Consider the following 22,739-nt stretch of genomic DNA (forward strand, 5'->3'; position numbering starts at 1 on the left):
GCTTGTAATAATTTTTAATTAGTTAAAACTAGCAGTTCTGAATAACGGTTCGTTATTCGGTCTGATAGGAACATCAACATTGCTTTTAGATGCCCAAGAAATTACTTGGTGATGTAAAGGAAGATAAGAAATATCATCTTTTACAATTTTCCAAGCTTTTGCAATTGCAGCATTTCTTTTATCTAAATCAACTTCACCTTCCATAACTCTAATTGCAGCATCAACGTCTGCGTTACTAAAGTTAACTTTGTTCCAGCTAGCACCAGTTTCATATAAATAATGGAAAACATAGTGACTATCTAAAGTTGGAACACCCCATCCTAGCATATAGAAATCACCTTGATCATCTTTAAGCTCTTTGAAGTGTTTACTTTTAGTTTGAGCGAATAAGTTAACATTAACTCCAATTTTACCTAACATACCAACAACAGCAGTACAAATTGCTTCATCGTTTACATATCTGTCGTTAGGACATCTAAGTTCAACATCAAAACCATTAGGATAACCTGCATCAGCTAAAAGTTTTTTTGCAGCATTAACATCGTAAGGTAATCTTTTATCAAGATCAGCTGTATATCCATTTACACCTGGGAAAGTTATAATTCCTGCTGGTTCACTTAAACCCCTCATAACTTTTTTCTTGATCGCTTCAATATCAATTGCTTGATAAAGAGCTTGTCTTACTGCTTTTTTCTTAAATGGATTATCACCTGTATTACCAGTTCTTAATTTGTCAGCTGCTTGATCCATACCTAAGAAAATTGTTCTCATTTGAGCTGTACTTTCAACTTTGTGACCTGAAGAAGATCCGATTCTTTTTAAGTCTTGAACAGGAGCATCAGTAACTAAATCAATCTCACCAGATAATAAAGCCGCAACTCTAGTCGCTGCATTTTTAATAGGCATTAATTCGATTTGAGTTACACTTTTATCTTTCATTTCACCCCACCAGTGTTTATTTCTTTTAAACACTGTTTTTGTATTAGGCTCTCTTAATGTGATTTTGAAAGGACCAGTTCCTAATGCATTGGTAGCTGAGAATGTTTCTTGTCCTGCATCCCAGTTTTGTGGTGACATTGCAAAGTTTTTTTCTGACCATGCTTTAGACATTATAAAAATGTTTGATAGCTGGTTTAAAAGAATAGGGTTTGGTTTGCTCGTTGTTATTTTAACAGCATAATCCCCAACTGCCTCAACATTAGAAATGGTACTGATATATTCTTTAAAGTCAGATGTTCTTTGTTTTGCTCTTAATATACTGAACACAACATCAGCTGATGTCATTCCTGAACCATCTGAAAATTTAGCATCTTCTCTTAAAGTAAATATCCAAGTATTTGGATCTGAAGCTTTCCATTTTGTTGCTAAAGCAGGTCCTATTTTCATGTCCAAACCTCTTTGAACTAGAGCTTCATAAACTTGTCTAGATACTTGTGTAGTTGGACCCTCATTTTGTGCATGTGGATCTAGTGTTAGACTGTCTCCTTGCATAGACCATTTAATAGTTTTTGCCCATGCTGAAGAAAATCCGAATACTAGAACTAATGACAATAGTATTCTTACTATATTTTTAGTCTTCATTATTCCCCTCGTTTTTAAAATTTATTTAAAAAAGTATAAGTGAAATAATTGAATTATAGTAGCAATAATTTACTGATAAAATTTAACTTTTATCGCTATCAACTAATTTTTTCTTACCTATCCAAGGCATCATAGCTCTTAGTTCTGCACCTACTTTTTCAACAGGATGCTCGGCTAATTTAGCTCTTGTAGCAAGGAAGTTTTTTTGACCATTTTTGCATTCATCCATCCACTCTTTAGTGAATTTTCCAGATTGAATTTCAGCCAAAACTTCTTTCATTCTTTTTTTGGTTTCTTCTTTATTCACTACTCTTGGTCCAGATTGATACTCACCGTATTCAGCAGTATTTGAAATAGAATAATTCATGTTCGCAATTCCACCTTCATAAATTAAATCAACAATCAACTTAACTTCATGAACTGTTTCAAAATATGCCATCTCTGGTTCATATCCTGCTTCAACTAAAGTTTCATAACCATTTTTAATTAGCTCAACTAAACCTCCGCATAGGACAGTTTGTTCACCAAATAAATCTGTTTCTACTTCATCTTTGAATGTAGTTTCAATAATTCCTGATCTTCCTCCACCAACAGCTGAGGCATAAGATAAAGCTAAATCTCTTGCTTTTCCTGAACCATCTTGATGAACAGCAAATAAACAAGGTACTCCACCTCCTTTTTCATATTCGCTTCTAACTAAGTGACCAGGTCCTTTAGGAGCAACCATAAAAACATCCAAATCTTTTCTAGCTTTAATTAAATCATAATGAACATTTAAACCATGAGCAAAGGCAATACTTGTTCCTTCTCTTACTCTTTGTTCAATATGATTTTTGTAAATTTCTGCTTGTAATTCATCTGGTGTAAGTATCATTACTACATCAGCCCACTCAGCAGCATCAGATAAATTCATTACTTTTAAACCTTTTGATTCTGCTTTTGCTGCACTCGACGAACCTTCTCTTAAAGCTACAACAATATCTTTTACTCCACTATCCTTTAAGTTTAATGCATGAGCATGACCTTGGCTTCCATAACCAAAAATAGCAACTTTCTTGCTCTTAATCAGATTTACATCTGCATCTTTTTCATAAAACATTTTCATATCGTCTCTCCTATTAAATTAATTAAATATTTTAGCACCTCTGGTCATAGCTACTGCCCCTGTTCTCGAAGTACTTATAAGTCCCAAAGGCTTTAATTTTTTATTCATAACGTCTATCTCTCTTCTTAAAGCAGTTATTTGAATTACCGCTGAAGTTTTTGTTTCATCTAATATTACGGGATTAAATTTTTTACAAGCATTTAAGCATTTTTCAATTTTATTTCTTTTACCCACAACTTTAAATAAAGCCATTTCCTTAAATATTACATCCTTGTCCTCTCTTTTAAACTCAGCAACTTTATGAACAGGTACCAATTTAGTTAATTGAAGTTTTATTTGATCAATTACTTGAGGTGTTCCTGTAGTAACAATTGTTATTCTTGAAATGTTTTTAACAGCATCGACTTCAGCAACTGCCAATGATTCAATATTATATCCTCGACCTGAAAATAGACCAACAACTCTGGCCAAAACACCAGCCTCATTGTCTACCCATACTACAAAAATATATGTGTCAGATTTTTGCTTTTTCGACGGGATGCTATAAGCTGATTTTGATTTCGGCATTTTGATTATACTAAGGCTTTGCCTTTTCCTTTGATTTTATTTTCCTCTTGATCATTTGGACCCAAGATCATTTGGTTATGAGGTTTTCCAGATGGAATCATAGGAAAACAATTCTCGTTAGGATCCACATGACAATCAAATATAACTGGTCCATCAAAATCGATCATTTCTTGAATTTTATAATCAAGCTCATCTGGACTGTCTGCTTTAATTCCCTTGCAACCATATGCTTCTGCCATTTTCATAAAATCAGGTAATGCTTCAGAATAACTTTCAGAATAATTTTTTTCATGCAGTAATTCCTGCCATTGTCTTACCATTCCCATATATTGATTATTTAAAATAAATATTTTTATAGGAAGATTGTATTGAACTGCCGTAGACATTTCTTGCATGGTCATTAAAACTGAAGCTTCTCCAGCAATATCAATTACTAATTTTTCAGGATGAGCAATTTGAACACCAACCGCTGCTGGCAATCCATACCCCATAGTTCCTAAGCCACCAGATGTCATCCATCTGTTTGGTTTATTAAATTTATAATGTTGAGCAGCCCACATTTGATGTTGCCCAACCTCGGTCGTAACATAAGTATCTTTGTTCTTAGTTAATTCATAAAGTCTTTGAACGGCATGTTGAGGTTTTATACTTTCATTACTATTTACAAAATTAAGAGAGTTTTTTTCTCTCCATTTTTCGATTTGTTCCCACCACTTAGCTATATTTGATTTATTTGATTTGCTATGACCATTTTTTCTTTTAGCAATTGTCTTATTAATTTTACTGATAACACTCGTAACGTCTCCAACAATTGCAAGATCTACTTTGATAATTTTATTAATTGATGATGGATCTATATCAATATGAACCTTTTTTGAATTTGGTGAAAACTCATCAATTTTTCCAGTAATACGATCATCAAACCTTGCACCAATGTTAATTAAAAGATCACAATCATGCATAGCATTATTTGCTTCATAAGTACCATGCATACCAAGCATTCCTAAAAATTGATTATCATCTCCAGGGTAAGCACCTAATCCTTGAAGTGTAGAGGTTATAGGAAAACCAGTGAGCTCAACAAATTCTCTTAGAGCCTGACTTGCTTTTGGACCTGAGTTAATTACTCCTCCACCACTATAGATGATTGGTTTTTTTGATTTGCTTAATAAATTTACTAATTCATCAATTTGATCTTGAGAAAATTTATTGTGGGATTTTCCATTTAATTTTTTTTCTTTGTTTGGTTTTTTGTATTTTGTTTTTGCAAACTGAATATCTTTTGGAATATCAATTAAAACTGGTCCGGGTCTTCCAGTGGTTGCTACTCTGAAAGCCTCATGAATAACTTTTGAAAGGTCATTGATATCTTTCACTAACCAATTGTGTTTCGTACAAGGTCTTGTGATTCCCGTGGTATCACATTCCTGAAAAGCATCTGTTCCAATTAAATGCGTTGGAACTTGACCGGAAATACAAACCAATGGGACAGAGTCCATATATGCATCAGTTAATGCTGTAACTACATTAGTAGCTCCAGGACCTGATGTAACTAAAACTACACCTGGTTTTCCTGATGATCTAGCATAACCTTCTGCTGCATGACCAGCGCCTTGCTCGTGTCTAACTAAAATATGTTTTATAGAAGGATGATTTTTTAATTCATCATAAATCGGTAACACTGCGCCACCTGGATAACCAAAAATATGTTCTACCTTTTGGTCCTCAAGACACTTAAATACAATTTCTGCTCCAGTTAATAATTTTGGCATTAGGCAATCTAGCTGAAGTTGTGCTCATTGGTCAAGTTTAAGAATGAAAATTTTAAATTTTTTTCAAAAATTTATTTATGTCTTGTGGCTTTAGTTTCATCCAGTTCATCATATTGCCTCTAGCCCAAGTGCTTTGTCTTTTGGCGTATTGTCTAGTTTTTATGGCTATTTTTTCTTTAGTATCATTCAAATCTTTTTCTTTTTTTAAATATTCTCTAATTTCATTAACTCCAATAGCCTTATTGGCAGTTTTATCTTTTTTAACCCTTAGCTTTATGAAATCTTTTACTTCCTTTATTGCTCCATTTTCTATCATCTCCCTTGTTCTTAAATTAATACGCTCAATTAGTTCTTGTCTAGGATAATCAATATAAACTTTAAAGAAATCATCTTCTACGAAGTTTGATTTTGTACTCTTAAACCATTCATGTAGAGATTTTTTTGTAAACTTTTTTACTTCATAAGCTCTAATAGATCTTTGTGTGTCTGTAGGGTTTATTTTTCCTATTGAAGATGGATCTAATTTTAATAATTTTTCATAAAACTTCTTTTGTCCAAGTTTTTTTTGTAAATCTCTAATTTGAGTTCTTAATTTTAATGAGATATTTGGTATTTGAACTAAACCATCAGTTAAAGCTTTAAAGTATAGACCTGTACCTCCAACAAGAATTGGGGTTTTTTTTCTTTTTTGAACTTCACTAATTTTTTTAATTACTAACTTAAGCCAATCACCTGTAGAGAAGTTTTTTGTAACATTATGAAAACCATACAAATGATGTATTATTTTCTGGTATTTTTTTGGATCTGGTCTAGCTGATAAAATTTTAAGTTGTTTATATACTTGCATGCTATCTGCATTAATAATCTCTCCATTAACTTTTTTTGCAAACTTAATTGCAAAACTTGATTTTCCTGAAGCTGTTGGACCTGAGATTAATATAATCTTGGATTTTAGATCCATGATCAGTCTAACTTAACACCGATGTATCTTCGTTGGTTTTGGTTGTTATAGATAGCAAGTAAAACTGTTTTCTGATTTGAATTAAGAACTTCTTTAGTAATATCTCTTAAATCATCTGCAGATTTAATTTTTTTCTTCTGAGCTTCAATAATAACACTATTAAGTTCTATTGAATTTGCTATGGGACTATTGTTTGCAATTTTAGTAATAACAACCCCTGTTGTTTGATTTGGTAATTTTCTGTTTTTTATATCTTCTTTAGTTAATGGTCTTACTGCAATTCTTAAACTTTCAATTATTTCCTCATTATTCTGTTTTTGAGTTTCTTGATTTTTACTTATTTTAAAATCATCTGAAGTTTCTAATCTTCCTAAAATAACATTTTTAATAATTTCTTTTTTGTCTCTCCAAACTTTAACTTCAACTTTTTTTCCAACTTCTGTACGTGCTACAATAGCTGGAAGTTCTTTCATTTGATTTATTTTTTCTCCATTAAATTCTAAAATAATATCACCAGCTTGTATTCCTGCTTTTTCTGAAGGACTATTTTCTGCAACACTAGCAACCAATGCCCCTCTTGCTTTATCTAATTTTTCAACTTCAGCAATTTCATTTGTAACATCTTGAATTCTAACGCCCAACCAACCTCTTTTTGTTTCACCAAATTCGATTAATTGTTTAATTACAATTTGAGCACTGTTAGATGGTATGGAAAATCCAATTCCAATAGAACCATTACGTCCAAGAATTGCTGTATTAATTCCAATTACATTTCCTTCCATATCAAACAAAGGTCCACCAGAATTTCCAGAATTTATAGATGCATCAGTTTGTATAAAATCTTCATATCTTGATAAACCAATTGATCTATTTCTTGCTGAAATAATTCCAGCAGTAACAGTTCCACCTAAACCAAAGGGATTTCCAATTGCTAAAACCCAATCTCCAATTCTTGCTTTATCAGAGTCACCAAATGCGACTGGAATAAATTTTTCATCTGTTTCTAATTGTAAAACTGCAATATCCATAAGTGGGTCAGCACCAAGAACTTTTGCTTTAAATTCTTGGTCACCATTTACCCTAACAATAATGTCGTCAGCATCTTGGATAACGTGATTATTTGTAACTACAATACCTTTCTCGTCAATTATAAACCCTGAACCTAAAGCAGCTGATTGTCTTTCCTGAGGCGTTCCAAATTCTTTAAACATATCCTCAAAAGGAGATCCTGGAGGAAATTGAAAAGGAAAAGGATTAGTATTGGTTACGACGGTTGTTGTTGTAGAAATATTCACTACAGATGGCATTAATTTTTCTGCAAGATCTGCGAATGAAGCAGGAACTGGTTTAGAGTTTACATTTAAAGAAAAGCTAAATGATATAACCAGGGTTAAGAATATAAGTTTAATCTTATTCATATTAGCTCTTAATGTAATAAATAATTATAAAACCTATTACAGCAAAAATAAGTCCACCTGATCTAAGCTGACTATCTTTAACAAGTTCTAATTTTTTCAACATACTTTTCATTTTTGCTGGAAATAAGGCGTACAAAATTCCCTCAATAAATAAGAAAAGACCAAAAGCTATAACTAGCTCACGCATTTTAGAATTATTGCTGGATTTCAGGTTTTATATTTCCAAAAAATTTAAAAAATTCACTATCAGGTGATAAAATTAAAGAAGTTTCACCACCAATAAGAGCTTTTTCATATGCTTGCATGGCTCTGTAGAAAGCAAAAAATTCTGGATCTTGACCAAAGGCTTCGGCAAATATTTTATTTCTTTCTCCATCACCTTCCCCTTTCATTATCTCAGATTGCTTTTGAGCATCTGCTAAGATTACAGTAACTTCTTTGTCTGCAGTTGATGTAATTGTAACTGCCATCTCTGCACCTTTTGCTCTAAATTCTTTTGCTTCTCTCTCCCTTTCAGTCTGCATTCTTCTATAAATCGCATCACTGTTTGCCTGAGGAAGATCTGCTCTTTTAATCCTAACATCAACAATATTAATTCCAAAGTTTTGTGCTTCGTTATTAACACCTTCTTTAATTAAAGCCATTTGCTTAGATCTATCTTTAGATAATAATGTTTGTAATTCCTCTTGACCTAATACATTTCTAATTCTTGAATTTATAATTGTCGATAATCTTGATCTCGCAACTCTTTCATTTCCAACTGAAATATAAAACTTCAGTGGATCAACGATTTGAAATCTTGCAAATGCATCAACAATTAAACGTTTTTGATCTGACGCAATAACCTCTTCAGGTGGAGCATCTAAATTTAGAATTCTTTTATCTAAATAAACAACGTTTTGAATAAATGGAATTTTAAAGTTTAATCCTGGCTTCATTATAATTCTTTTTGGATCACCAAATTGAAGAATAATTGCTTGATTAACCTCTTTAACTATAATTACTGATAAAAAAGCTACAACTCCGATTGCAACTAATAAACCAACTAATATTTTTCCAGCTTTCATTTTAATTTGTCGCCTTCTTTTTTAACTCAGGCAAAGGTAAGTATGGAACTACACCTGAACCTGCATTTTTTTCAATAATTACTTTATCAATATCTGCTAAAACTTTTTCCATAGTTTCTAAATACATTCTCTCTTGAGTAACTGCTTTTGCATTTTTATACTCATTGTAGATAGCTATAAATCTGCTTGCTTCACCCTCTGCTTTTGCTACAACTTCTTTTTTATATGCTTCAGCTGCCTGTAAAATTTTTTGCGCTTCCCCTCGTGCTCTAGGAATAACATCATTTGCATAAGCTTCAGCCTCATTTTTAGATCTTTCCATATCTGCTCTTGCAGCTTGTACATCTCTAAACGCGTCAATTACTTGATCAGGTGGGTCAGCCTTTTGAGTTTGAACTTGTGTAATTTGAATTCCACTTTCGTAATCGTCTAAAATACTCTGAATTATGTTTTGAGTCTCAACCTCAATTTTAGATCTACCTTCAGTTAAAATTGGCTGAATATCACTCTTTGCTATCACTTCTCTCATTGCAGTTTCAGCAGCTGCTTTAACTGTGCCTTCTGGATCTTGAATTTTAAATAAAAAATTACCAGCATCTTTGATTACCCAGAATACCGAAAAATCTATATTAACTATATTTTCATCTCCCGTTAACATTAAGCTTTCCTGTGGAACATCAGCAACACCACCACCTGTAGAAAAACCACTGTCTCTCTCAGATCTAAATCCTATATCCATTCTATTAACCTTAGTGACTTTCGGTGTTTGAACAGTTTCAACGGGAAAAGGTATATGATAATTCAAACCAGGCTGTGTAGTTTTTACAAACTTACCAAATCTTAATACAACGCCTTGTTCATCGGGTAATACTCTATAAAGTCCACTCGCTAACCATACAAAAACTAAAACTAACAAAATTAGACTTATTGATTTTCCTCCTGAAGTTTTTCCACCGGGTAAAAATCTTTTGATTTTATCTTGAAGATCTCTAATTAATTCGTCGACATTCGGTGGTGTAGGACCTCTACCTGATCCATTGCCACTTCCACCTCCACCAGGAGGTGCTCCCCAAGGACTTTGGCCTTTAAAATCGTCTGACATATGTCAACTTATATAGTGTCTTTAATGCAAAAAACAAGTAATGATACTTTTATGAGTGATAAAAAACCTGAACTTAGTGCCGCAATGAAAAGTAAGCTAGAGCCTAAAAAATTCACTAAAAATCCAATCCTTGGAACTAAATTTACTATAGCCATCTCTAGTGCAAAAGGAGGTGTTGGAAAATCTACTTTTGCAACGAATCTTGCTTTGGCGTTAAAGAAAGTTGGATGCAAAGTTGGTCTTTTGGATGCAGATATTTATGGTCCATCAATTCCTAAAATGTTTGATATTAATGAAAAACCAAAAAGTGATGGTCAAAAATTAGATCCAGTTACAAAATATGACATTCAGTGTATGTCGATTGGTTTTTTAGCTGATCAACAAACACCAATGATATGGCGTGGGCCCATGGTGACAAGTGCAATCAAAACTTTTACTCAGAAAGTAAATTGGAAAGATTTAGATTTTATTATCGTTGATATGCCTCCAGGAACTGGTGATACTCAACTTACATTTTCTCAAGAAATAAAAATGGATGGTGCAATAATTGTAAGTACACCTCAAGAAGTAGCTCTTTTAGATGTCAAAAGAGGAATTAAAATGTTTGATAAACTTGGAGTTAAGATTTTGGGTTTAGTTGATAACATGAGCTTTTTCATAGGAGATGATGGAAAAAAATATAAAATTTTTGGAGAAGGTGGAGTTAAGAAAACTGCAGAGGAATTTCAAAAAGAATTTTTAGGTGAAATTCCAATTAATCCTGAAGTGGGTAAAACTGGTGATGAAGGAAAGCCAATTGTGGAAACTAACCCTGAGCATGAAATTTCTAAAATATATTTAAATTTTGCTGAAAAAATTAAATCAACTTATCTTTAAGATCAAAAGCAGTCATTAATTCATTCCACTCTCTTTTAGACAATCCAGAACTTTTAACGTCTACAGTTTCACTTTTAATAAGTTTTTGAATTATAACTTTTCCTTTTGCAGAAACTTCTGTGCCTCCTACTCTATAATCCATAAATGCATCATAAGTTATAGGAACCCATTTTTTTACAGTATCCAGCATTATATCAGCGTAAACTCTAATTTCATATTGAGCGTGACTATCAGCTCTTAATCTTAAAAAATTCATTAAATTTAATAAATCAGTTTTCCAATACCATTGAGTATAAGTATTTAGTGTTAAATTCATTCTTGCAAGTTCTCTCGCTAGACCTTTTTTATTTTCATCAATAGTTGATCCATCAAATCTTTCATTAAGCATAGTCTCATAGTTATCATAAGTTCTCTCTGCATCACTTTTTAGAAGTTCTAAAACTTCCTCTGCCTGTTTTCCTTCCAAGACATCTCCTCTACCCTGTCTGTTACTAGTTGATTGAGCGGCTAAATTTTCTTGTGATGGCAAATAAAATTCTTTATCCAAAATTGAATACCTTGCAGAATATTCATTTACATTTGCCGTTCTATGTCTAATCCATTGTCTTGCAATAAATATTGGAAGCTTTACATGATATTTTATTTCGCACATTTCAAATGGCGTACTGTGCCAATGTCTCATCAAATATTTAATTAAACCTTTGTCAGTTGAAACTTGTTTTGTTCCTTTTCCATATGACACTCTAGCTGATTGAACTATGGATGTATCATCGCCCATATAATCAACAACTCTTACAAAACCATGATCTAAAGCTGGAATTGCCTCATAAAGAATTTTTTCAAGCTCAGGAGCAGTAACTCTTTTTGTTTGATTGCTTTGAGATTGTTGGTTTTTTATTTCTTCTTGCTGTTCTTTAGTTAATTTCATGATTGTTATTGAATCTGTTGTAATTACTTTTATATTAATAATGTTGGTTTTCCAACTACGACGATAAACGAATTTCGTAATAACCATTGCGGACGTGGGGGCAGTACCCACCACCTCCACCATTACAACTTATGGGGGTGAACTAGATTCGACGGGTGACTAAAGGCTATTCTTTCGTTCGGGATTGTTCCACCGTAACGGGCTAATTTATAATTGCTAACGAAAGTTACGCACTTGCTGCCTAATTAACTTAGTTAATTAAGCAAACGGGGTTTTGGGGCACCTGGCAACAGAACGCCCCCTTAAAATGACAAAAAAAGATTTATCAGAACCTAATTTTATCTGTCTAAGTTGTGAAATGTCATTAAAGATACTTTGTGGAAAATGTAACACAAAACTAATTTACGATACCGCGATAAAAACAGGTGGCAGAAGTATTGAGGGAGCACTTTGTCCAAAACATAGAAATTGGATTAAAATTCCCGTTTGCGAAAAATGTGATAAAGAAATGACACCGTATTAATTAATGAAAAAGTCTGTTTAAAATCTATTTCTGTTTTTTTTCTTCTCTTTTCTCCACAGAATAAAAAATAAAAGAATTAATCCTGGTTGTAAAATTACAAAAATAACAATATTTGCCAAGTTGTAACCCATACCAGTAACTGTTCCGATATATTGAAGGACTCCAACACACCACCAAAAAAATTGATCAATCATTTGACAAGTATACAATTTTCAACGAAGTTAAAAAGCAATTCGTGGACAAAACAATTGAAACTGTCAACGAAGTTTTCAACGAAGTAATTTGATTAAGTGAGCAAATATGCTATTTTCTAATCTATTGCCGGGCAACAGAATGCCCCTACTTATTTGTTAAATAAGTTTATTGAAATTTATCCTAAAGACAGCTAGGAAAAGAGCTATCCTAATATAAATATATGTACTTTAATAATAATAATAATTTTTTTCATGGAATAATGTTTCACCATTTTCATGATAAAGACATTCATACTAAAGGCCAAGGTTCAATTTCAAAAGATGAATTTTATAAAATAATAAATTTTATAGGAAAAAAAAATATTCTTGATGCAGATATTTTTTTTGAAAAATTTAAAAGTAAAAAACTGAAAAATAACGAAGTTTGTCTAACATTTGATGATGCTATTAAAAGTCAAGTTGACATAGCTTTACCAGTTCTTGAAGAACTAAAGATAAAAAGTTTTTTTTTTGTTTATAGCTCAATATTTGAAGGTATACCTGACAATTTAGAAACTTTTCGATATTTTAGAATGAATTATTTTAATAATATCAATAATTTTTATACTGAGTTTTATAAATTTATAGAAAAAGATTTAAATATTTTTTTTGAAAGAAATATTTCAAAACTTGAGTCTGCAAAAATGAAATTTCCTCACTACTCAATAGAAGATATCAAATTTAGATTGGTTAGAGACAATTTTTTAAATAAGAAGGAGTATGAAGATTTAATGTTTCTTATTATGAAAGAAAAAAAATTTAATTATAAAAAATTTTACACAAAATTAGCTTTTAATGAAAACGACCTAAAAAAGCTAGATAACTTGGGTCATTTAATCGGATTACATTCACATAGTCACCCTACATTACTAGAAAAATTAAATTATGAAGATCAGAAAGAGGAATATAAGAGGAATTTGTCTGTAATATCAAAAATTTTAAATAAATCAGAAAAAGATATTAAATATATGTCTCATCCTTGTGGAAGTTACAATAAAAATACTTTAGATATATTAATTGAGCTAGAAATTGAACTAGGATTTAAACAGTTAATGACGATTGAACTTGAAAAAGGAATGGAAAAAATTAATAACTCATCTTTAGAAATAGCTAGGCAAGATCATTCAAAAATAATTAAGCTAATTAAATAATTATAGATTGTATAAATTTTTTAAAATGATAATAGAATATCCCTAAAATATGTTTTCTAAAGTAAACAGCCATAACGAGTGGGATAAACTTAAAGAGATAATAGTTGGTACAGCTAAAGGTACTACAGCATGTCTTACTTGGAACAAGAAAGATAAAATTTCTGAAAAAAATCTAGAGGAAGCAAAAAAACTTGCAAAAGAGGCATGTCCAAAATGGCTATATGACGAAGTTGAAGAAGATTTAGATGGATTATCAAATATTTTGAAAAAAAATGGTGTTATAGTTCACAGACCAAAGAGTTTTGATTTATCTGAAACCTTTTCTTCTCCTAATTGGTATTCAACAAGTAACAACATATATAACACCAGAGATTTAAATTTAGTTGTGGGTAATAGTGTTATTGAAAGTCCGTCATATTTAATTAGCAGATATTATGAAACAACAGCATTATACCCCATTTGGTATGAATACTTAAAGAATGGTTTTAAATGGATAGCAGGACCAAAACCCTCACTGGATTACCAATCAAGCTTACCTTATTTTAGAGATAGTGATGAAAGAGTTTTAACAGATGAAGATTTAAAACATAAAGAATTAACTGGTGGTAGAGTAGAGATGCTACATAAACTTGCAGAAAAAGAAATATTGTTTGAGGCAGCAAATACCTTAAGGATGGGTAAAGATTTATTATATTTATTATCTTCATCTGGAAATATGCTTGGAGCTAAATGGTTACAATCAGTATTGGGTGAGGAATATAGAGTGCATATTACAGATAAAATATATAGATCAAGTCATATAGACTCTACTGTAATGTGTCTTAAACCAGGAACAGTTTTGCTTAATAGTGCAAGAGTAAACGAAAAAAATTTACCAAGTTATTTTAAAAATTGGGATAAAATTTATTTTGAAGATGTGGCCCCAACGTCTGAGTCAGAGCTAAAAATCCAAAAAGAAATAAGAGACCCAATAGGTTATAAATTGAAAAATTTAGGATTTAAAACTAATCTTCATGATATGTCATCACCATGGGTTGGTATGAATATTTTATCAATAGACCCTGAAACAATTATTGTTGATGAGAGGCAAGAGAATCTAATTAAAGTATTAGAAAAAAACAAATTTAATATTATAAAACTAAGAATGAGACACATTTATACTCAAGGTGGTGGGATTCATTGTGCAACATTAGACACAGTCCGAGACAGTAAATTAGAGGATTACAGTTAATAATTAATTAAATTTCTATTTTCGAAATTACAAATTATAGCTTTATTTTTTCAATTCTGCTTGAGCAGCAGCTAACCTTGCAACAGGAACTCTATAAGGTGAACAAGAAACATAATTCAATCCTACATTAGAACAAAAAGATATACTATGTGGATCTCCTCCATGCTCTCCACAAATACCTAATTTAAGATTTTTATTTTGTTTTCTTCCTTTTTCTACTGCTATTTCAACTAAATCTGAAACTCCTTCATCTATTGAAACAAAAGGATCAACAGAAAAAATTTTGTTTTCTAAATAATCATTTAAAAATTTACCACTATCATCTCTACTAATTCCAAAAGTAGTTTGAGTTAAATCATTTGTTCCAAAACTAAAGAATTCTGCATGCTTAGCAATCTCCTTTGCTTTTATTGCCGCTCTAGGTAATTCAATCATCGTTCCAACTAAAAATTCTATTTTCAATTTATTTTCTTGTTGAACTTGACTAGCAGTTCTAATTACTAATTCTTTCATTATTTTAATTTCAGCCTCTGTAGATACTAAAGGTATCATTATTTCAGGAAATGCAGATTTAATTTTATTTTTTTTGAGGTAAGCCAAAGCCTCGAATATTGCTTTGCATTGCATTTCATAAATTTCAGGAAAAGATATTCCTAGACGACATCCCCTATGACCTAACATAGGATTTTGCTCATGGAGCTCTTCAATTCTTGACTCAACCTCTTTAACTGGGAGATTAACTATACTAGCAACCTCATTAATTTCCTTTTCTGTACGTGGTAAAAATTCATGTAATGGTGGGTCCAACAATCTAACTGTGACTGGTAATCCACTCATGATTTTAAAAATATCTATAAAATCTTTTCTTTGATGTGGTAACAGTTTTTGTAATGCTGTTGCTCTGTCTTCTTTTGTTTTAGATAATATCATTTCTCTTACAGACAAAATTCGTTCTTCATCAAAAAACATATGTTCAGTTCTGCATAATCCAATACCCTCAGCACCAAAATCTTTTGCTGTTTTGGTATCTTTTGGTGTCTCAGAATTTGTTCTTACTTTTAATTTCCTAAAGCTATCTGCCCAAGACATTAACTTGGAAAAATCACCAGATATTTCAGGCTTCACAGTTGAAACACTTCCAGCAATAATTCTTCCAGTTGAGCCATCAATAGTGATTACGTCTCCTTCTTTAATCTCCATTGAAGAAGTTTTAAAAGATTTATTTTCATAGTTTATATCAATTTCACTTGATCCTGATACACATGGTCTACCCATACCTCTCGCAACAACAGCTGCATGACTTGTCATTCCTCCTCTAGCAGTCAAAATTCCTTTAGCAGCATGCATTCCTTGTATATCTTCTGGGGAGGTCTCTACTCTAACCAAAATTGTATCTTGCATCATTGCGGTTAATCTTTCAGCCTCTTCTGATGTAAATACAACTTTCCCACTGGCTGCACCTGGTGATGCTGGCAATCCATTTGCTATAACATTAATTGAACTTTTTTCATCCAAAGTAGGGTGCAAAAGTGTGTCTAAAGAATTTGGGTCAATTCTTAATACAGCTTCCTTTTTAGAAATTAATTTTTCTTTAACCATATCAACTGCGATCTTCACTGCTGATTTTGCTGTTCTTTTTCCTGATCTTGTTTGAAGCATCCATAGTTTACTATTTTCAACTGTAAACTCTACGTCTTGCATATCTTTGTAATGCGTCTCTAATTTTTTCAAAATTTTTTGAAGTTCTTTAAAGACTTTAGGCATAGACTCTTCCATTGATAATTCTTTTACTTTAGCATCTCTCCTAGCTTTTTTCGTTATGTATTGAGGTGTCCTTGTGCCCGCTACAACATCTTCGCCTTGCGCATTAATTAAATACTCACCATATATTTCATTTGATCCATCTGATGGATTTCGTGTAAACACAACTCCCGTTGCACAATCATCACCCATATTTCCAAAAACCATTGATTGAACATTTACAGCAGTTCCCCACTCGGCTGGGATTTGATTTAGTTTTCTATAAACTTTTGCTCTATTACTTTCCCATGATAAAAATACTGCGCTTATTGCTCCTAGCAATTGTTCGTGAACATCTTGAGGAAAATCTTTTTTTGCCTTTTCTCTTACTGTTCTTTTAAAATCTTCAATTAATCCATCCCAATCACTTTCATCTAAATCTGTATCTAACAAAACACCTTTCGTAAGTTTATAATTTTCAATTAATTCCTCAAAATGATAACCTTCTACTCCCATTACCACATTACCGTACATTTGAATGAATCTTCTATAACTGTCTTTAGCAAATCTTCCATTTGAAGTTTTAATTGCTAAAGCTTTAACTGTTTTATCGTTAAGACCCAGATTTAGAATAGTATCCATCATACCTGGCATTGATACTCTTGCACCAGACCGCACAGATAATAAAAGTGGATTTTTTAAGTCCCCAAATTTCTTAGAAACATCTTTTTCGATTAATTTTAATTCTTTTTTAATTTGAGAAATTAAACTTTTATTTAATTTTTTTTTATCCTTATAAAAAATTTCGCAAACTTTTGTGGATATTGTAAAACCAGGAGGCACTGGAAGACCCATTCTTCCCATTTCAGAAAGATTAGCACCTTTTCCTCCTAAAAAATTTTTAGGATTTTTAATTTTTTTACTATCCTTAGAATTAAAGTTTAAAATAAGTTTTTTCATTAACGGGAGTCGATTAGAGCAAAATTAACATAATTGTTGAACGTTTTACACATCATTTGGATAAGTTCCAGCCTATTTTTCTTTATGACCAGATCATCTTCGTTCACAATTACATTATCAAAAAAGTCAAAAACTTCTCTTTTGACGCTAGCTAAATTGTCTAATGTTTGAACATAATTTTCATCTTTATTAATGCCTGAAAAATATTTCCTTAATTCACTAATTTTTTTAAATAGGTTTTTTTCTAACTCAGTTTTAAAAATTCCAGGGTCAGTTGTATTTGATAACTCTATTTTATCTTTTTTTAATTCACCGTCTAAAATGTTTGAGGCTCTTTTATAGCTTGCAATAATATCTAAACCATTTGGTTTGTTAATAATTTTATTTAAGTGTTTAGCTTTATTAAAAATAATAACAGATTGATCTAGGTTAAAAGAACTAGTTGATGCTTGAATTATATCATTTCTAATATTTTCTTCCTTCATGTGATATTTTAATCTATCCATTAAAAAATCTGATAATTCATTTTGTAGGGATTGGTTATCAATATCAAAACCTTGATCTAAATACAGGCTTAAAGAATAATTAATTAGATCTTTTATTTTAAAATCTTTTTTATTTTCAACTATTATTCTTATTACCCCCAATGCTAATCTTCTTAGAGCATACGGATCTTTCGAACTTGTTGGTTTTTGATTTAAACCAAAAAAACCAACTAAAGTATCTATCTTATCAGCTAAAGAAAGGGCTATGCTAAATGGTTTTTTTGGAACTCTTGAACCTAAACCTGTAGGTAAATATTGCTCACTTATCGCCAAAGCTAAATCTTTGTCAAAACCTTGTGCGCTAGCAAAATAACCTCCCATTACACCTTGAAGTTCTGGAAATTCACCTACTAGTTCTGATAATAAATCAACTTTACAAATTGATGCTGACAATTCAACTTTTTCTTTGCTGATTAAAAGTTCATCAGATATCATTCCACCCAATTTTCTCATTCTTTGGGCTTTATCGAAATAACTTCCTAATCCTTTAAAATAATTCATTGTTTTTAATTCAGTAACTTTTTTGACCATATTTTGAGATTTATCTTTTTTCCAAAAAAATTCTGCATCACTTAATCTTGCTTCAACTACTCTTTCATTTCCTAATTTAATTAATCCCTTTTTGTCTTTTTTGTTTGCAACCACTAAAAACTCATTGGTAATATTTTCTTTATTATCAAATATAGGAAAATATTTTTGGTGGTATTGCATGGTAATAATTAATATTTCTTTTGGAATATTTAAAAATTTTTTATCAAATTCACAAAGAAGGATATTTGGTTGATCTGTTAAATCTACAACTTCATTAAGTAATCTAGGATTATGTTGGATCTTAATATTTTTATTTTTTAATATATTGTTAAATTTTTTTTCTATTAATTTTTTTCTTTCATTGTGATCAACGATAATGTCAATTTTTTTAAAAAAACTTTTATAATTTTTAAATTCTAAGAAAGACTTTTTATTTTCCTCAAATTCTTTATCAATAAAAGTTGAGTTAGAAGATGTTAGGTGATGAAAATTAAAATTTAATTTTTTTTTATCAAATACAGCTAGAATTGATTTTAACGGTCTCCCCCAATTTAGGTCAAAGGTTCCCCAATACATTGATTTTTTCCATTGAATTTTACTTAACAATATTGGGATAAATTCCTCTAGCAATTCATGTGTATGCAATTTTTTTGATTTTGTCTTGAAAAAATAAAATTCTCCTTTATCAGTTTTCTTTTGGTAGAGATCCTTTTTTACGATTTTATTTGACCTAACAAATCCCTCTAGCGCTACCTCTAGTGACTTAATATTTGGACCTTTAATCTCCTCAGATTTTAGTACAACATTTTTTTGAACTCCTTCAAACAGTACCACTAGTCTGTTTGGTGTTGAGTATGATGAACTTTTTTTAAATAAAATTGATTTTTCTAAAAAAAAATCATTAAAACTTTTAAGTAAATCTTCCCTTAAATTTTGTTGAAGATTTGAGGGTATTTCTTCGCTAAATAATTCTAAAAAAAACTCTGACATTATTTTTGACTATCTAACCAAACGCCTGCCGCAGATTTTGTAATATCTCTTATTCTAGCAATATAACCTGCTCTTTGTGCAACACTGATTGCACCTCTTGCATCTAAAATATTAAATACATGACTGGCTTTTAAACATTGATCATATGCTGGTAAAGAAATTTTTTTTTCTACCAAATCTTTTGCCTCAGACTCATGCATTTCAAACATTTTTAAAAGTGTTTCTACATTCGCGTGTTCAAAATTATATGCTGAAAATTCTTTTTCAGCTTGATGAAATACTTCGTGATATTTTACACCTTCATCGTTCCACAATAAATCATAAACATTTTTTTCTTTTTGAGTGAACATACAAATTCTTTCTAATCCATAGGTGATTTCAACTGATACAGGTTTACAATCAAATCCAGCCATTTGTTGAAAATAGGTAAATTGAGTAATTTCCATTCCATCACACCATACTTCCCATCCCAATCCTGCGGCACCTAATGTTGGACTTTCCCAATCATCTTCAACAAACCTTATATCATGATCATTATGATCTATTCCTATAGTAGATAAACTATTTAGATAAAGTTTTTTTATATTTTCAGGGGAAGGTTTAATTAAAACTTGAAATTGATAATAGTGTTGTAACCTGTTTGGATTATCTCCATATCTTCCATCTGTAGGTCTTCTTGATGGTTGTACATAAGCTGCTTTCCACGGTTTATTTCCAAGTGATCTTAGGGTAGTAGCTGGATGAAAAGTTCCTGCACCAACCTCCATATCATAAGGCTGCAAAATAATGCATCCTTTTTTACTCCAAAATTTCTGAAGATTTAAAATTGTATCTTGGAATGTTTGAATTTTTTTTTTTTCTTTTTTTGCTTTAGAAACCATATCTTTGCCAAATTGATCTTTCATCTAAAATACTTGCTATTTGATCTACTTGATTGCTGGATGAAGAAAGTTTTTGACTTAACCATCCTTTTGATTTTTCAAATTTTTTAATTATTACATCTTCACCAAATTTATCCCTTAATATTTCATGTGCGTTACCTACTCCGTCAATTAATCCTAAATTTTTTGCTTTACTGCCTGACCAAAACTCACCTGAAAAAAGTTCTACATCAGATTTGTTTAATTTTGATCCTCTACTTTTTTCAACAACATCTATAAAGTCTTTATGAAGATCCAATTGAATATTTTTTAATCTTTCAATATCCTCGTTTTTTTCTTCTAAAAATGGATCAAGTGTGCTTTTGTTTTTGCCAGCAGTATGAACTCTTCTTTCAACCCCAATTTTTTTTATCAACTCTGTAAATCCAAAAGAAGAATATATCACTCCTATGGATCCAATTATTGAACTTGAATTTGCATAAATTTCGTCTCCAGCACAAGAAATCAAATAGCCCCCAGAAGCTGCTACGTCTTCAGCGAATACAATAACTTTTTTTTTGTGTTTTTTTGCTTGTTGTCTAATAAAACTGTATATTAAATGAGATTGGACTGGTGATCCCCCTGGAGAATTGATTGATATAGCAACACATGCACCTTTTTTCAGAGAAAAAGCCTTTTTAATTAGTTCTTCTTGACCTGCAAAATCAATACCTTGTTTAAATTTTCCTGCATTCCCAATAACCCCACTTAATTTTAAGTGAGCAACAATTTTTTTCTTTTTAAAAAAAGAGAACATAGGTAAGTCTTATAGAATTATTTATTGAATATAAAGACTACTTATAATTGAAGAAACTGGTGCGTCAATTGATAAGTAATATATATGAACAAATTATACTAATTTAAAAATGTTATGGGAACAGTTGTACAGCTTAAAAATCAGATAAATGATTCATATTTTCAGCTTAAGGACTCGGTTGAAGAAAAACTAGTTTTAACCGAAGAAAAAATAAAATCAAAATTATCTAGTGACGTACAGCTGGTTCAAAAAATGACAGATTATCACATAGAAACTGGAGGAAAAAGACTAAGAGCTTTACTAACATTGGGTAGTGCAAAATTATGTGGTTACTCTAAAGGCTCTAGAGATATAAATCTAGCTGCGTGTGTTGAATTAATTCACAGCGCAACGTTGATGCATGATGATGTAATTGATGAAGGCACTGTTAGAAGAGGTAAAGAAACTTTAAACAAAGTTTGGGATAATCATTCGTCAGTTTTAATAGGAGATTATCTATTGAGTAGATGTTTTGAAATGATGGTAGAAGACGGAAACCTAGAAGTTTTAAAATTATTATCGTCCACTTCATCTAAAATTGCTCAAGGAGAAGTTCTACAACTTCAGCACCAAGGTGAAGTTGATATGCTGGAAGAAACATATTTAAAAATAATCACAGCTAAAACTGCAGAGTTATTTGCAGCAGCAACTAAAGTTGGTGCAATTTTATCTGATGCAGAAAATAAAGAAAAAGAAGCTTTAGAATTTTATGGAAGAAACTTGGGATTAACTTTTCAAATAGCAGACGACACACTAGACTATAATGCTGAGCTTAAACTATTTGGTAAAAAAATTGGTCAAGATTTTTTTGAAGGAAAAATTACCTTACCAATAATTTTACTTTTTCAAAAATTAGGAAATGATGAAAAGAAAATTTTATCAAATATGTTTAAAAAAGAGTTAAGAACTAAAGATGACTTTAATGAAATTATTGCTCTTATAAATAAGTATAAAATAATTCAAGAATGCTATCAAAAAGCTCAACACTATATAAATTTAGCCTCAAACTCTCTAAGTGTATTTACAGACTCTGAAGAAAAAAATATTCTTAAAAGATTAACATCATTTAGTTTATCAAGAAATTTTTAAGGACTTAATAAAGACTTTATCCACTTCCCAGAGTTATCTTTATTGTATTTTAATCTCTCGTGGATTCTGTTCTCACCATCTAGCCAAAATTCAATACTATCTGGAGATAAAATCCATCCAGACCAGTAACTTGGTCTTGGTACATCTGATTTGTTGCTATATTTTATTTTGTAATCTTTTATAGATTTTAACAGTTGTTCTCGCGAATTTAATTCTTCACTTTGCTTAGAAGCCCATGCTCCTATCCGACTTTCATACGCTCTAGATGAATAATATTCATCTGCAACATGATCAGAAACTAATGACACCTTTCCATTAATTCTTATTTGTCTTAGGAGACTTTTCCAATGGAAACACATCGCAGCATACGGATTTTCTTTTAATTCATTTCCCTTTTGACTATTTAAATTTGTATAAAATACAAATCCATCTTTGTTGAAATCTTTAAGTAAAACCATTCTAACTGAAGGAATGTTGTTTTTATCTGATGTAGCCAAAGCAACAGCGTTTGGATCATTTGGTTCAGTTTTCTTTGCTTCCTCCATCCATTCATGAAATAAATGAATTGGATCATCTATATCAAGAAAACAACTATTAAGACCTAAAGAGTTTTTTTGATTCATAATTTAAACAAAATAATCTATATAATATAA

At 31.0% G+C, this 22,739-nt stretch carries 21 protein-coding genes and 1 other RNA gene; 6 read left to right on the forward strand and 16 right to left on the reverse strand.

What is annotated here, in order from left to right; all coding sequences use genetic code 11:
- Positions 1 to 18 precede the first annotated feature (18 nt).
- From DT059_RS01225 to hflK, 9 genes are all read right to left on the reverse strand, one after another.
- Positions 19 to 1,581 (reverse strand): ABC transporter substrate-binding protein, encoded by a 1,563-nt coding sequence (locus tag DT059_RS01225; RefSeq protein ID WP_145596080.1) that lies wholly within the window; start codon positions 1,579 to 1,581, stop codon positions 19 to 21.
- 82 nt (positions 1,582 to 1,663) lie between these two features.
- Complete coding sequence (gene ilvC, locus DT059_RS01230; protein WP_145596083.1) at positions 1,664 to 2,686, reverse strand: ketol-acid reductoisomerase; 1,023 nt, start codon at positions 2,684 to 2,686, stop codon at positions 1,664 to 1,666.
- A gap of 18 nt (positions 2,687 to 2,704) precedes the next feature.
- Positions 2,705 to 3,253, reverse strand: a complete 549-nt coding sequence (gene ilvN, locus DT059_RS01235; protein WP_145596085.1) for an acetolactate synthase small subunit — start codon at positions 3,251 to 3,253, stop codon at positions 2,705 to 2,707.
- Between the two features lie 5 nt (positions 3,254 to 3,258).
- Positions 3,259 to 5,025 carry an acetolactate synthase 3 large subunit gene (locus tag DT059_RS01240; RefSeq protein WP_145596086.1) on the reverse strand — a complete coding sequence of 589 codons (1,767 nt, stop codon included), beginning with the start codon at positions 5,023 to 5,025 and terminating at the stop codon, positions 3,259 to 3,261.
- 52 nt (positions 5,026 to 5,077) lie between these two features.
- On the reverse strand, positions 5,078 to 5,986 hold the full coding sequence (gene miaA / locus DT059_RS01245) for a tRNA (adenosine(37)-N6)-dimethylallyltransferase MiaA (RefSeq protein ID WP_168189250.1): 909 nt from the start codon (positions 5,984 to 5,986) through the stop codon (positions 5,078 to 5,080).
- Positions 5,987 to 5,988: 2 nt separating this feature from the next.
- Positions 5,989 to 7,404, reverse strand: coding sequence for a Do family serine endopeptidase (locus DT059_RS01250; protein WP_145596088.1), 1,416 nt, complete (start codon positions 7,402 to 7,404; stop codon positions 5,989 to 5,991).
- Position 7,405: 1 nt separating this feature from the next.
- Positions 7,406 to 7,591, reverse strand: a complete 186-nt coding sequence (locus DT059_RS01255; protein WP_075484568.1) for a DUF2065 domain-containing protein — start codon at positions 7,589 to 7,591, stop codon at positions 7,406 to 7,408.
- Positions 7,592 to 7,598: 7 nt separating this feature from the next.
- A complete protein-coding gene (gene hflC / locus DT059_RS01260; RefSeq protein ID WP_145596090.1) occupies positions 7,599 to 8,471 on the reverse strand; it encodes a protease modulator HflC in 873 nt (290 codons plus the stop codon).
- A 1-nt stretch (position 8,472) separates the two neighbouring features.
- On the reverse strand, positions 8,473 to 9,573 hold the full coding sequence (gene hflK / locus DT059_RS01265) for an FtsH protease activity modulator HflK (RefSeq protein ID WP_072090949.1): 1,101 nt from the start codon (positions 9,571 to 9,573) through the stop codon (positions 8,473 to 8,475).
- Here hflK and DT059_RS01270 point away from each other — a divergent pair, their 5' ends adjacent.
- Positions 9,574 to 10,449: an Mrp/NBP35 family ATP-binding protein gene (locus tag DT059_RS01270; protein WP_145596092.1), complete on the forward strand. Its 876-nt coding sequence runs from the start codon at positions 9,574 to 9,576 to the stop codon at positions 10,447 to 10,449.
- On the opposite strand, the gene thyX is transcribed toward DT059_RS01270, so the two are convergent.
- Entirely contained in the window at positions 10,430 to 11,377 is a 948-nt protein-coding gene (gene thyX, locus DT059_RS01275; RefSeq protein WP_145596094.1) for an FAD-dependent thymidylate synthase, read from the reverse strand. The two genes, DT059_RS01270 and thyX, sit on opposite strands and share 20 nt — an antisense overlap.
- A 4-nt stretch (positions 11,378 to 11,381) precedes the next feature.
- Between thyX and ssrA the strand changes: the two genes are divergently transcribed.
- Together ssrA and DT059_RS07275 are read left to right on the forward strand one after the other, a co-directional pair.
- Positions 11,382 to 11,681: a transfer-messenger RNA gene (gene ssrA / locus DT059_RS01280) on the forward strand.
- A gap of 54 nt (positions 11,682 to 11,735) precedes the next feature.
- Positions 11,736 to 11,900, forward strand: a complete 165-nt coding sequence (locus tag DT059_RS07275) for a hypothetical protein (protein ID WP_168189251.1) — start codon at positions 11,736 to 11,738, stop codon at positions 11,898 to 11,900.
- A 17-nt stretch (positions 11,901 to 11,917) separates the two neighbouring features.
- Here DT059_RS07275 and DT059_RS07280 read toward each other — a convergent pair whose 3' ends face one another.
- Entirely contained in the window at positions 11,918 to 12,094 is a 177-nt protein-coding gene (locus tag DT059_RS07280; RefSeq protein WP_168189252.1) for a hypothetical protein, read from the reverse strand.
- A 221-nt stretch (positions 12,095 to 12,315) separates the two neighbouring features.
- Here DT059_RS07280 and DT059_RS01285 point away from each other — a divergent pair, with 221 nt between their 5' ends.
- A complete protein-coding gene (locus DT059_RS01285; RefSeq protein WP_145596096.1) occupies positions 12,316 to 13,284 on the forward strand; it encodes a polysaccharide deacetylase family protein in 969 nt (322 codons plus the stop codon).
- Between the two features lie 49 nt (positions 13,285 to 13,333).
- Positions 13,334 to 14,515: a hypothetical protein gene (locus DT059_RS01290; protein WP_145596098.1), complete on the forward strand. Its 1,182-nt coding sequence runs from the start codon at positions 13,334 to 13,336 to the stop codon at positions 14,513 to 14,515.
- Positions 14,516 to 14,557: 42 nt separating this feature from the next.
- On the opposite strand, the gene ppdK is transcribed toward DT059_RS01290, so the two are convergent.
- The 4 genes from ppdK to DT059_RS01310 are packed head-to-tail and all read right to left on the reverse strand — an operon-like array spanning position 14,558 to position 20,958.
- Positions 14,558 to 17,215, reverse strand: coding sequence for a pyruvate, phosphate dikinase (gene ppdK, locus DT059_RS01295; protein WP_145596100.1), 2,658 nt, complete (start codon positions 17,213 to 17,215; stop codon positions 14,558 to 14,560).
- Complete coding sequence (gene glyS, locus DT059_RS01300; RefSeq protein ID WP_145596102.1) at positions 17,215 to 19,281, reverse strand: glycine--tRNA ligase subunit beta; 2,067 nt, start codon at positions 19,279 to 19,281, stop codon at positions 17,215 to 17,217. Before glyS ends, ppdK begins: the two co-directional genes overlap by 1 nt.
- Positions 19,281 to 20,162: a glycine--tRNA ligase subunit alpha gene (locus DT059_RS01305; RefSeq protein ID WP_034390456.1), complete on the reverse strand. Its 882-nt coding sequence runs from the start codon at positions 20,160 to 20,162 to the stop codon at positions 19,281 to 19,283. The genes glyS and DT059_RS01305 overlap by 1 nt, the downstream gene beginning before the upstream one ends.
- Complete coding sequence (locus tag DT059_RS01310; protein ID WP_145596103.1) at positions 20,152 to 20,958, reverse strand: S49 family peptidase; 807 nt, start codon at positions 20,956 to 20,958, stop codon at positions 20,152 to 20,154. Before DT059_RS01310 ends, DT059_RS01305 begins: the two co-directional genes overlap by 11 nt.
- A gap of 114 nt (positions 20,959 to 21,072) precedes the next feature.
- On the opposite strand from DT059_RS01310, the gene DT059_RS01315 reads away from it, so the two are divergent.
- Positions 21,073 to 22,086 carry a polyprenyl synthetase family protein gene (locus tag DT059_RS01315; protein WP_145596104.1) on the forward strand — a complete coding sequence of 338 codons (1,014 nt, stop codon included), beginning with the start codon at positions 21,073 to 21,075 and terminating at the stop codon, positions 22,084 to 22,086.
- Here the strand turns inward: DT059_RS01315 and pdxH are convergent.
- The gene (pdxH, locus tag DT059_RS01320) at positions 22,083 to 22,709 is read right to left on the reverse strand and encodes a pyridoxamine 5'-phosphate oxidase (RefSeq protein WP_145596106.1); all 627 of its coding nucleotides are present in this window, start codon (positions 22,707 to 22,709) and stop codon (positions 22,083 to 22,085) included. The genes DT059_RS01315 and pdxH overlap by 4 nt on opposite strands.
- Positions 22,710 to 22,739: the final 30 nt, after the last annotated feature.

Origin of the sequence: Candidatus Pelagibacter sp. FZCC0015 (assembly GCF_007833635.1) — a bacterium.
Lineage (GTDB): Bacteria > Pseudomonadota > Alphaproteobacteria > Pelagibacterales > Pelagibacteraceae > Pelagibacter.

Bases quoted from the DNA above. Each gene is read 5' to 3' on its own strand.
- DT059_RS01240 (WP_145596086.1), bottom strand. From the start codon at position 5,025: ATGCCAAAATTATTAACTGGAGCAGAAATTGTATTTAAGTGTCTTGAG.
- DT059_RS07275 (WP_168189251.1), top strand. From the start codon at position 11,736: ATGTCATTAAAGATACTTTGTGGAAAATGTAACACAAAACTAATTTAC.
- ppdK (WP_145596100.1), bottom strand. From the start codon at position 17,215: ATGAAAAAACTTATTTTAAACTTTAATTCTAAGGATAGTAAAAAAATT.
- DT059_RS01290 (WP_145596098.1), top strand. From the start codon at position 13,334: ATGTTTTCTAAAGTAAACAGCCATAACGAGTGGGATAAACTTAAAGAG.
- pdxH (WP_145596106.1), bottom strand. From the start codon at position 22,709: ATGAATCAAAAAAACTCTTTAGGTCTTAATAGTTGTTTTCTTGATATA.
- thyX (WP_145596094.1), bottom strand. From the start codon at position 11,377: ATGAAATTAACTAAAGAACAGCAAGAAGAAATAAAAAACCAACAATCT.
- glyS (WP_145596102.1), bottom strand. From the start codon at position 19,281: ATGTCAGAGTTTTTTTTAGAATTATTTAGCGAAGAAATACCCTCAAAT.
- hflK (WP_072090949.1), bottom strand. From the start codon at position 9,573: ATGTCAGACGATTTTAAAGGCCAAAGTCCTTGGGGAGCACCTCCTGGT.
- DT059_RS01270 (WP_145596092.1), top strand. From the start codon at position 9,574: ATGTCAACTTATATAGTGTCTTTAATGCAAAAAACAAGTAATGATACT.
- DT059_RS01285 (WP_145596096.1), top strand. From the start codon at position 12,316: ATGTACTTTAATAATAATAATAATTTTTTTCATGGAATAATGTTTCAC.
- ilvC (WP_145596083.1), bottom strand. From the start codon at position 2,686: ATGAAAATGTTTTATGAAAAAGATGCAGATGTAAATCTGATTAAGAGC.
- DT059_RS01255 (WP_075484568.1), bottom strand. From the start codon at position 7,591: ATGCGTGAGCTAGTTATAGCTTTTGGTCTTTTCTTATTTATTGAGGGA.
- hflC (WP_145596090.1), bottom strand. From the start codon at position 8,471: ATGAAAGCTGGAAAAATATTAGTTGGTTTATTAGTTGCAATCGGAGTT.
- DT059_RS01250 (WP_145596088.1), bottom strand. From the start codon at position 7,404: ATGAATAAGATTAAACTTATATTCTTAACCCTGGTTATATCATTTAGC.
- DT059_RS01310 (WP_145596103.1), bottom strand. From the start codon at position 20,958: ATGTTCTCTTTTTTTAAAAAGAAAAAAATTGTTGCTCACTTAAAATTA.
- DT059_RS01225 (WP_145596080.1), bottom strand. From the start codon at position 1,581: ATGAAGACTAAAAATATAGTAAGAATACTATTGTCATTAGTTCTAGTA.
- ilvN (WP_145596085.1), bottom strand. From the start codon at position 3,253: ATGCCGAAATCAAAATCAGCTTATAGCATCCCGTCGAAAAAGCAAAAA.
- DT059_RS01315 (WP_145596104.1), top strand. From the start codon at position 21,073: ATGGGAACAGTTGTACAGCTTAAAAATCAGATAAATGATTCATATTTT.
- DT059_RS01305 (WP_034390456.1), bottom strand. From the start codon at position 20,162: ATGGTTTCTAAAGCAAAAAAAGAAAAAAAAAAAATTCAAACATTCCAA.
- miaA (WP_168189250.1), bottom strand. From the start codon at position 5,986: ATGGATCTAAAATCCAAGATTATATTAATCTCAGGTCCAACAGCTTCA.
- DT059_RS07280 (WP_168189252.1), bottom strand. From the start codon at position 12,094: ATGATTGATCAATTTTTTTGGTGGTGTGTTGGAGTCCTTCAATATATC.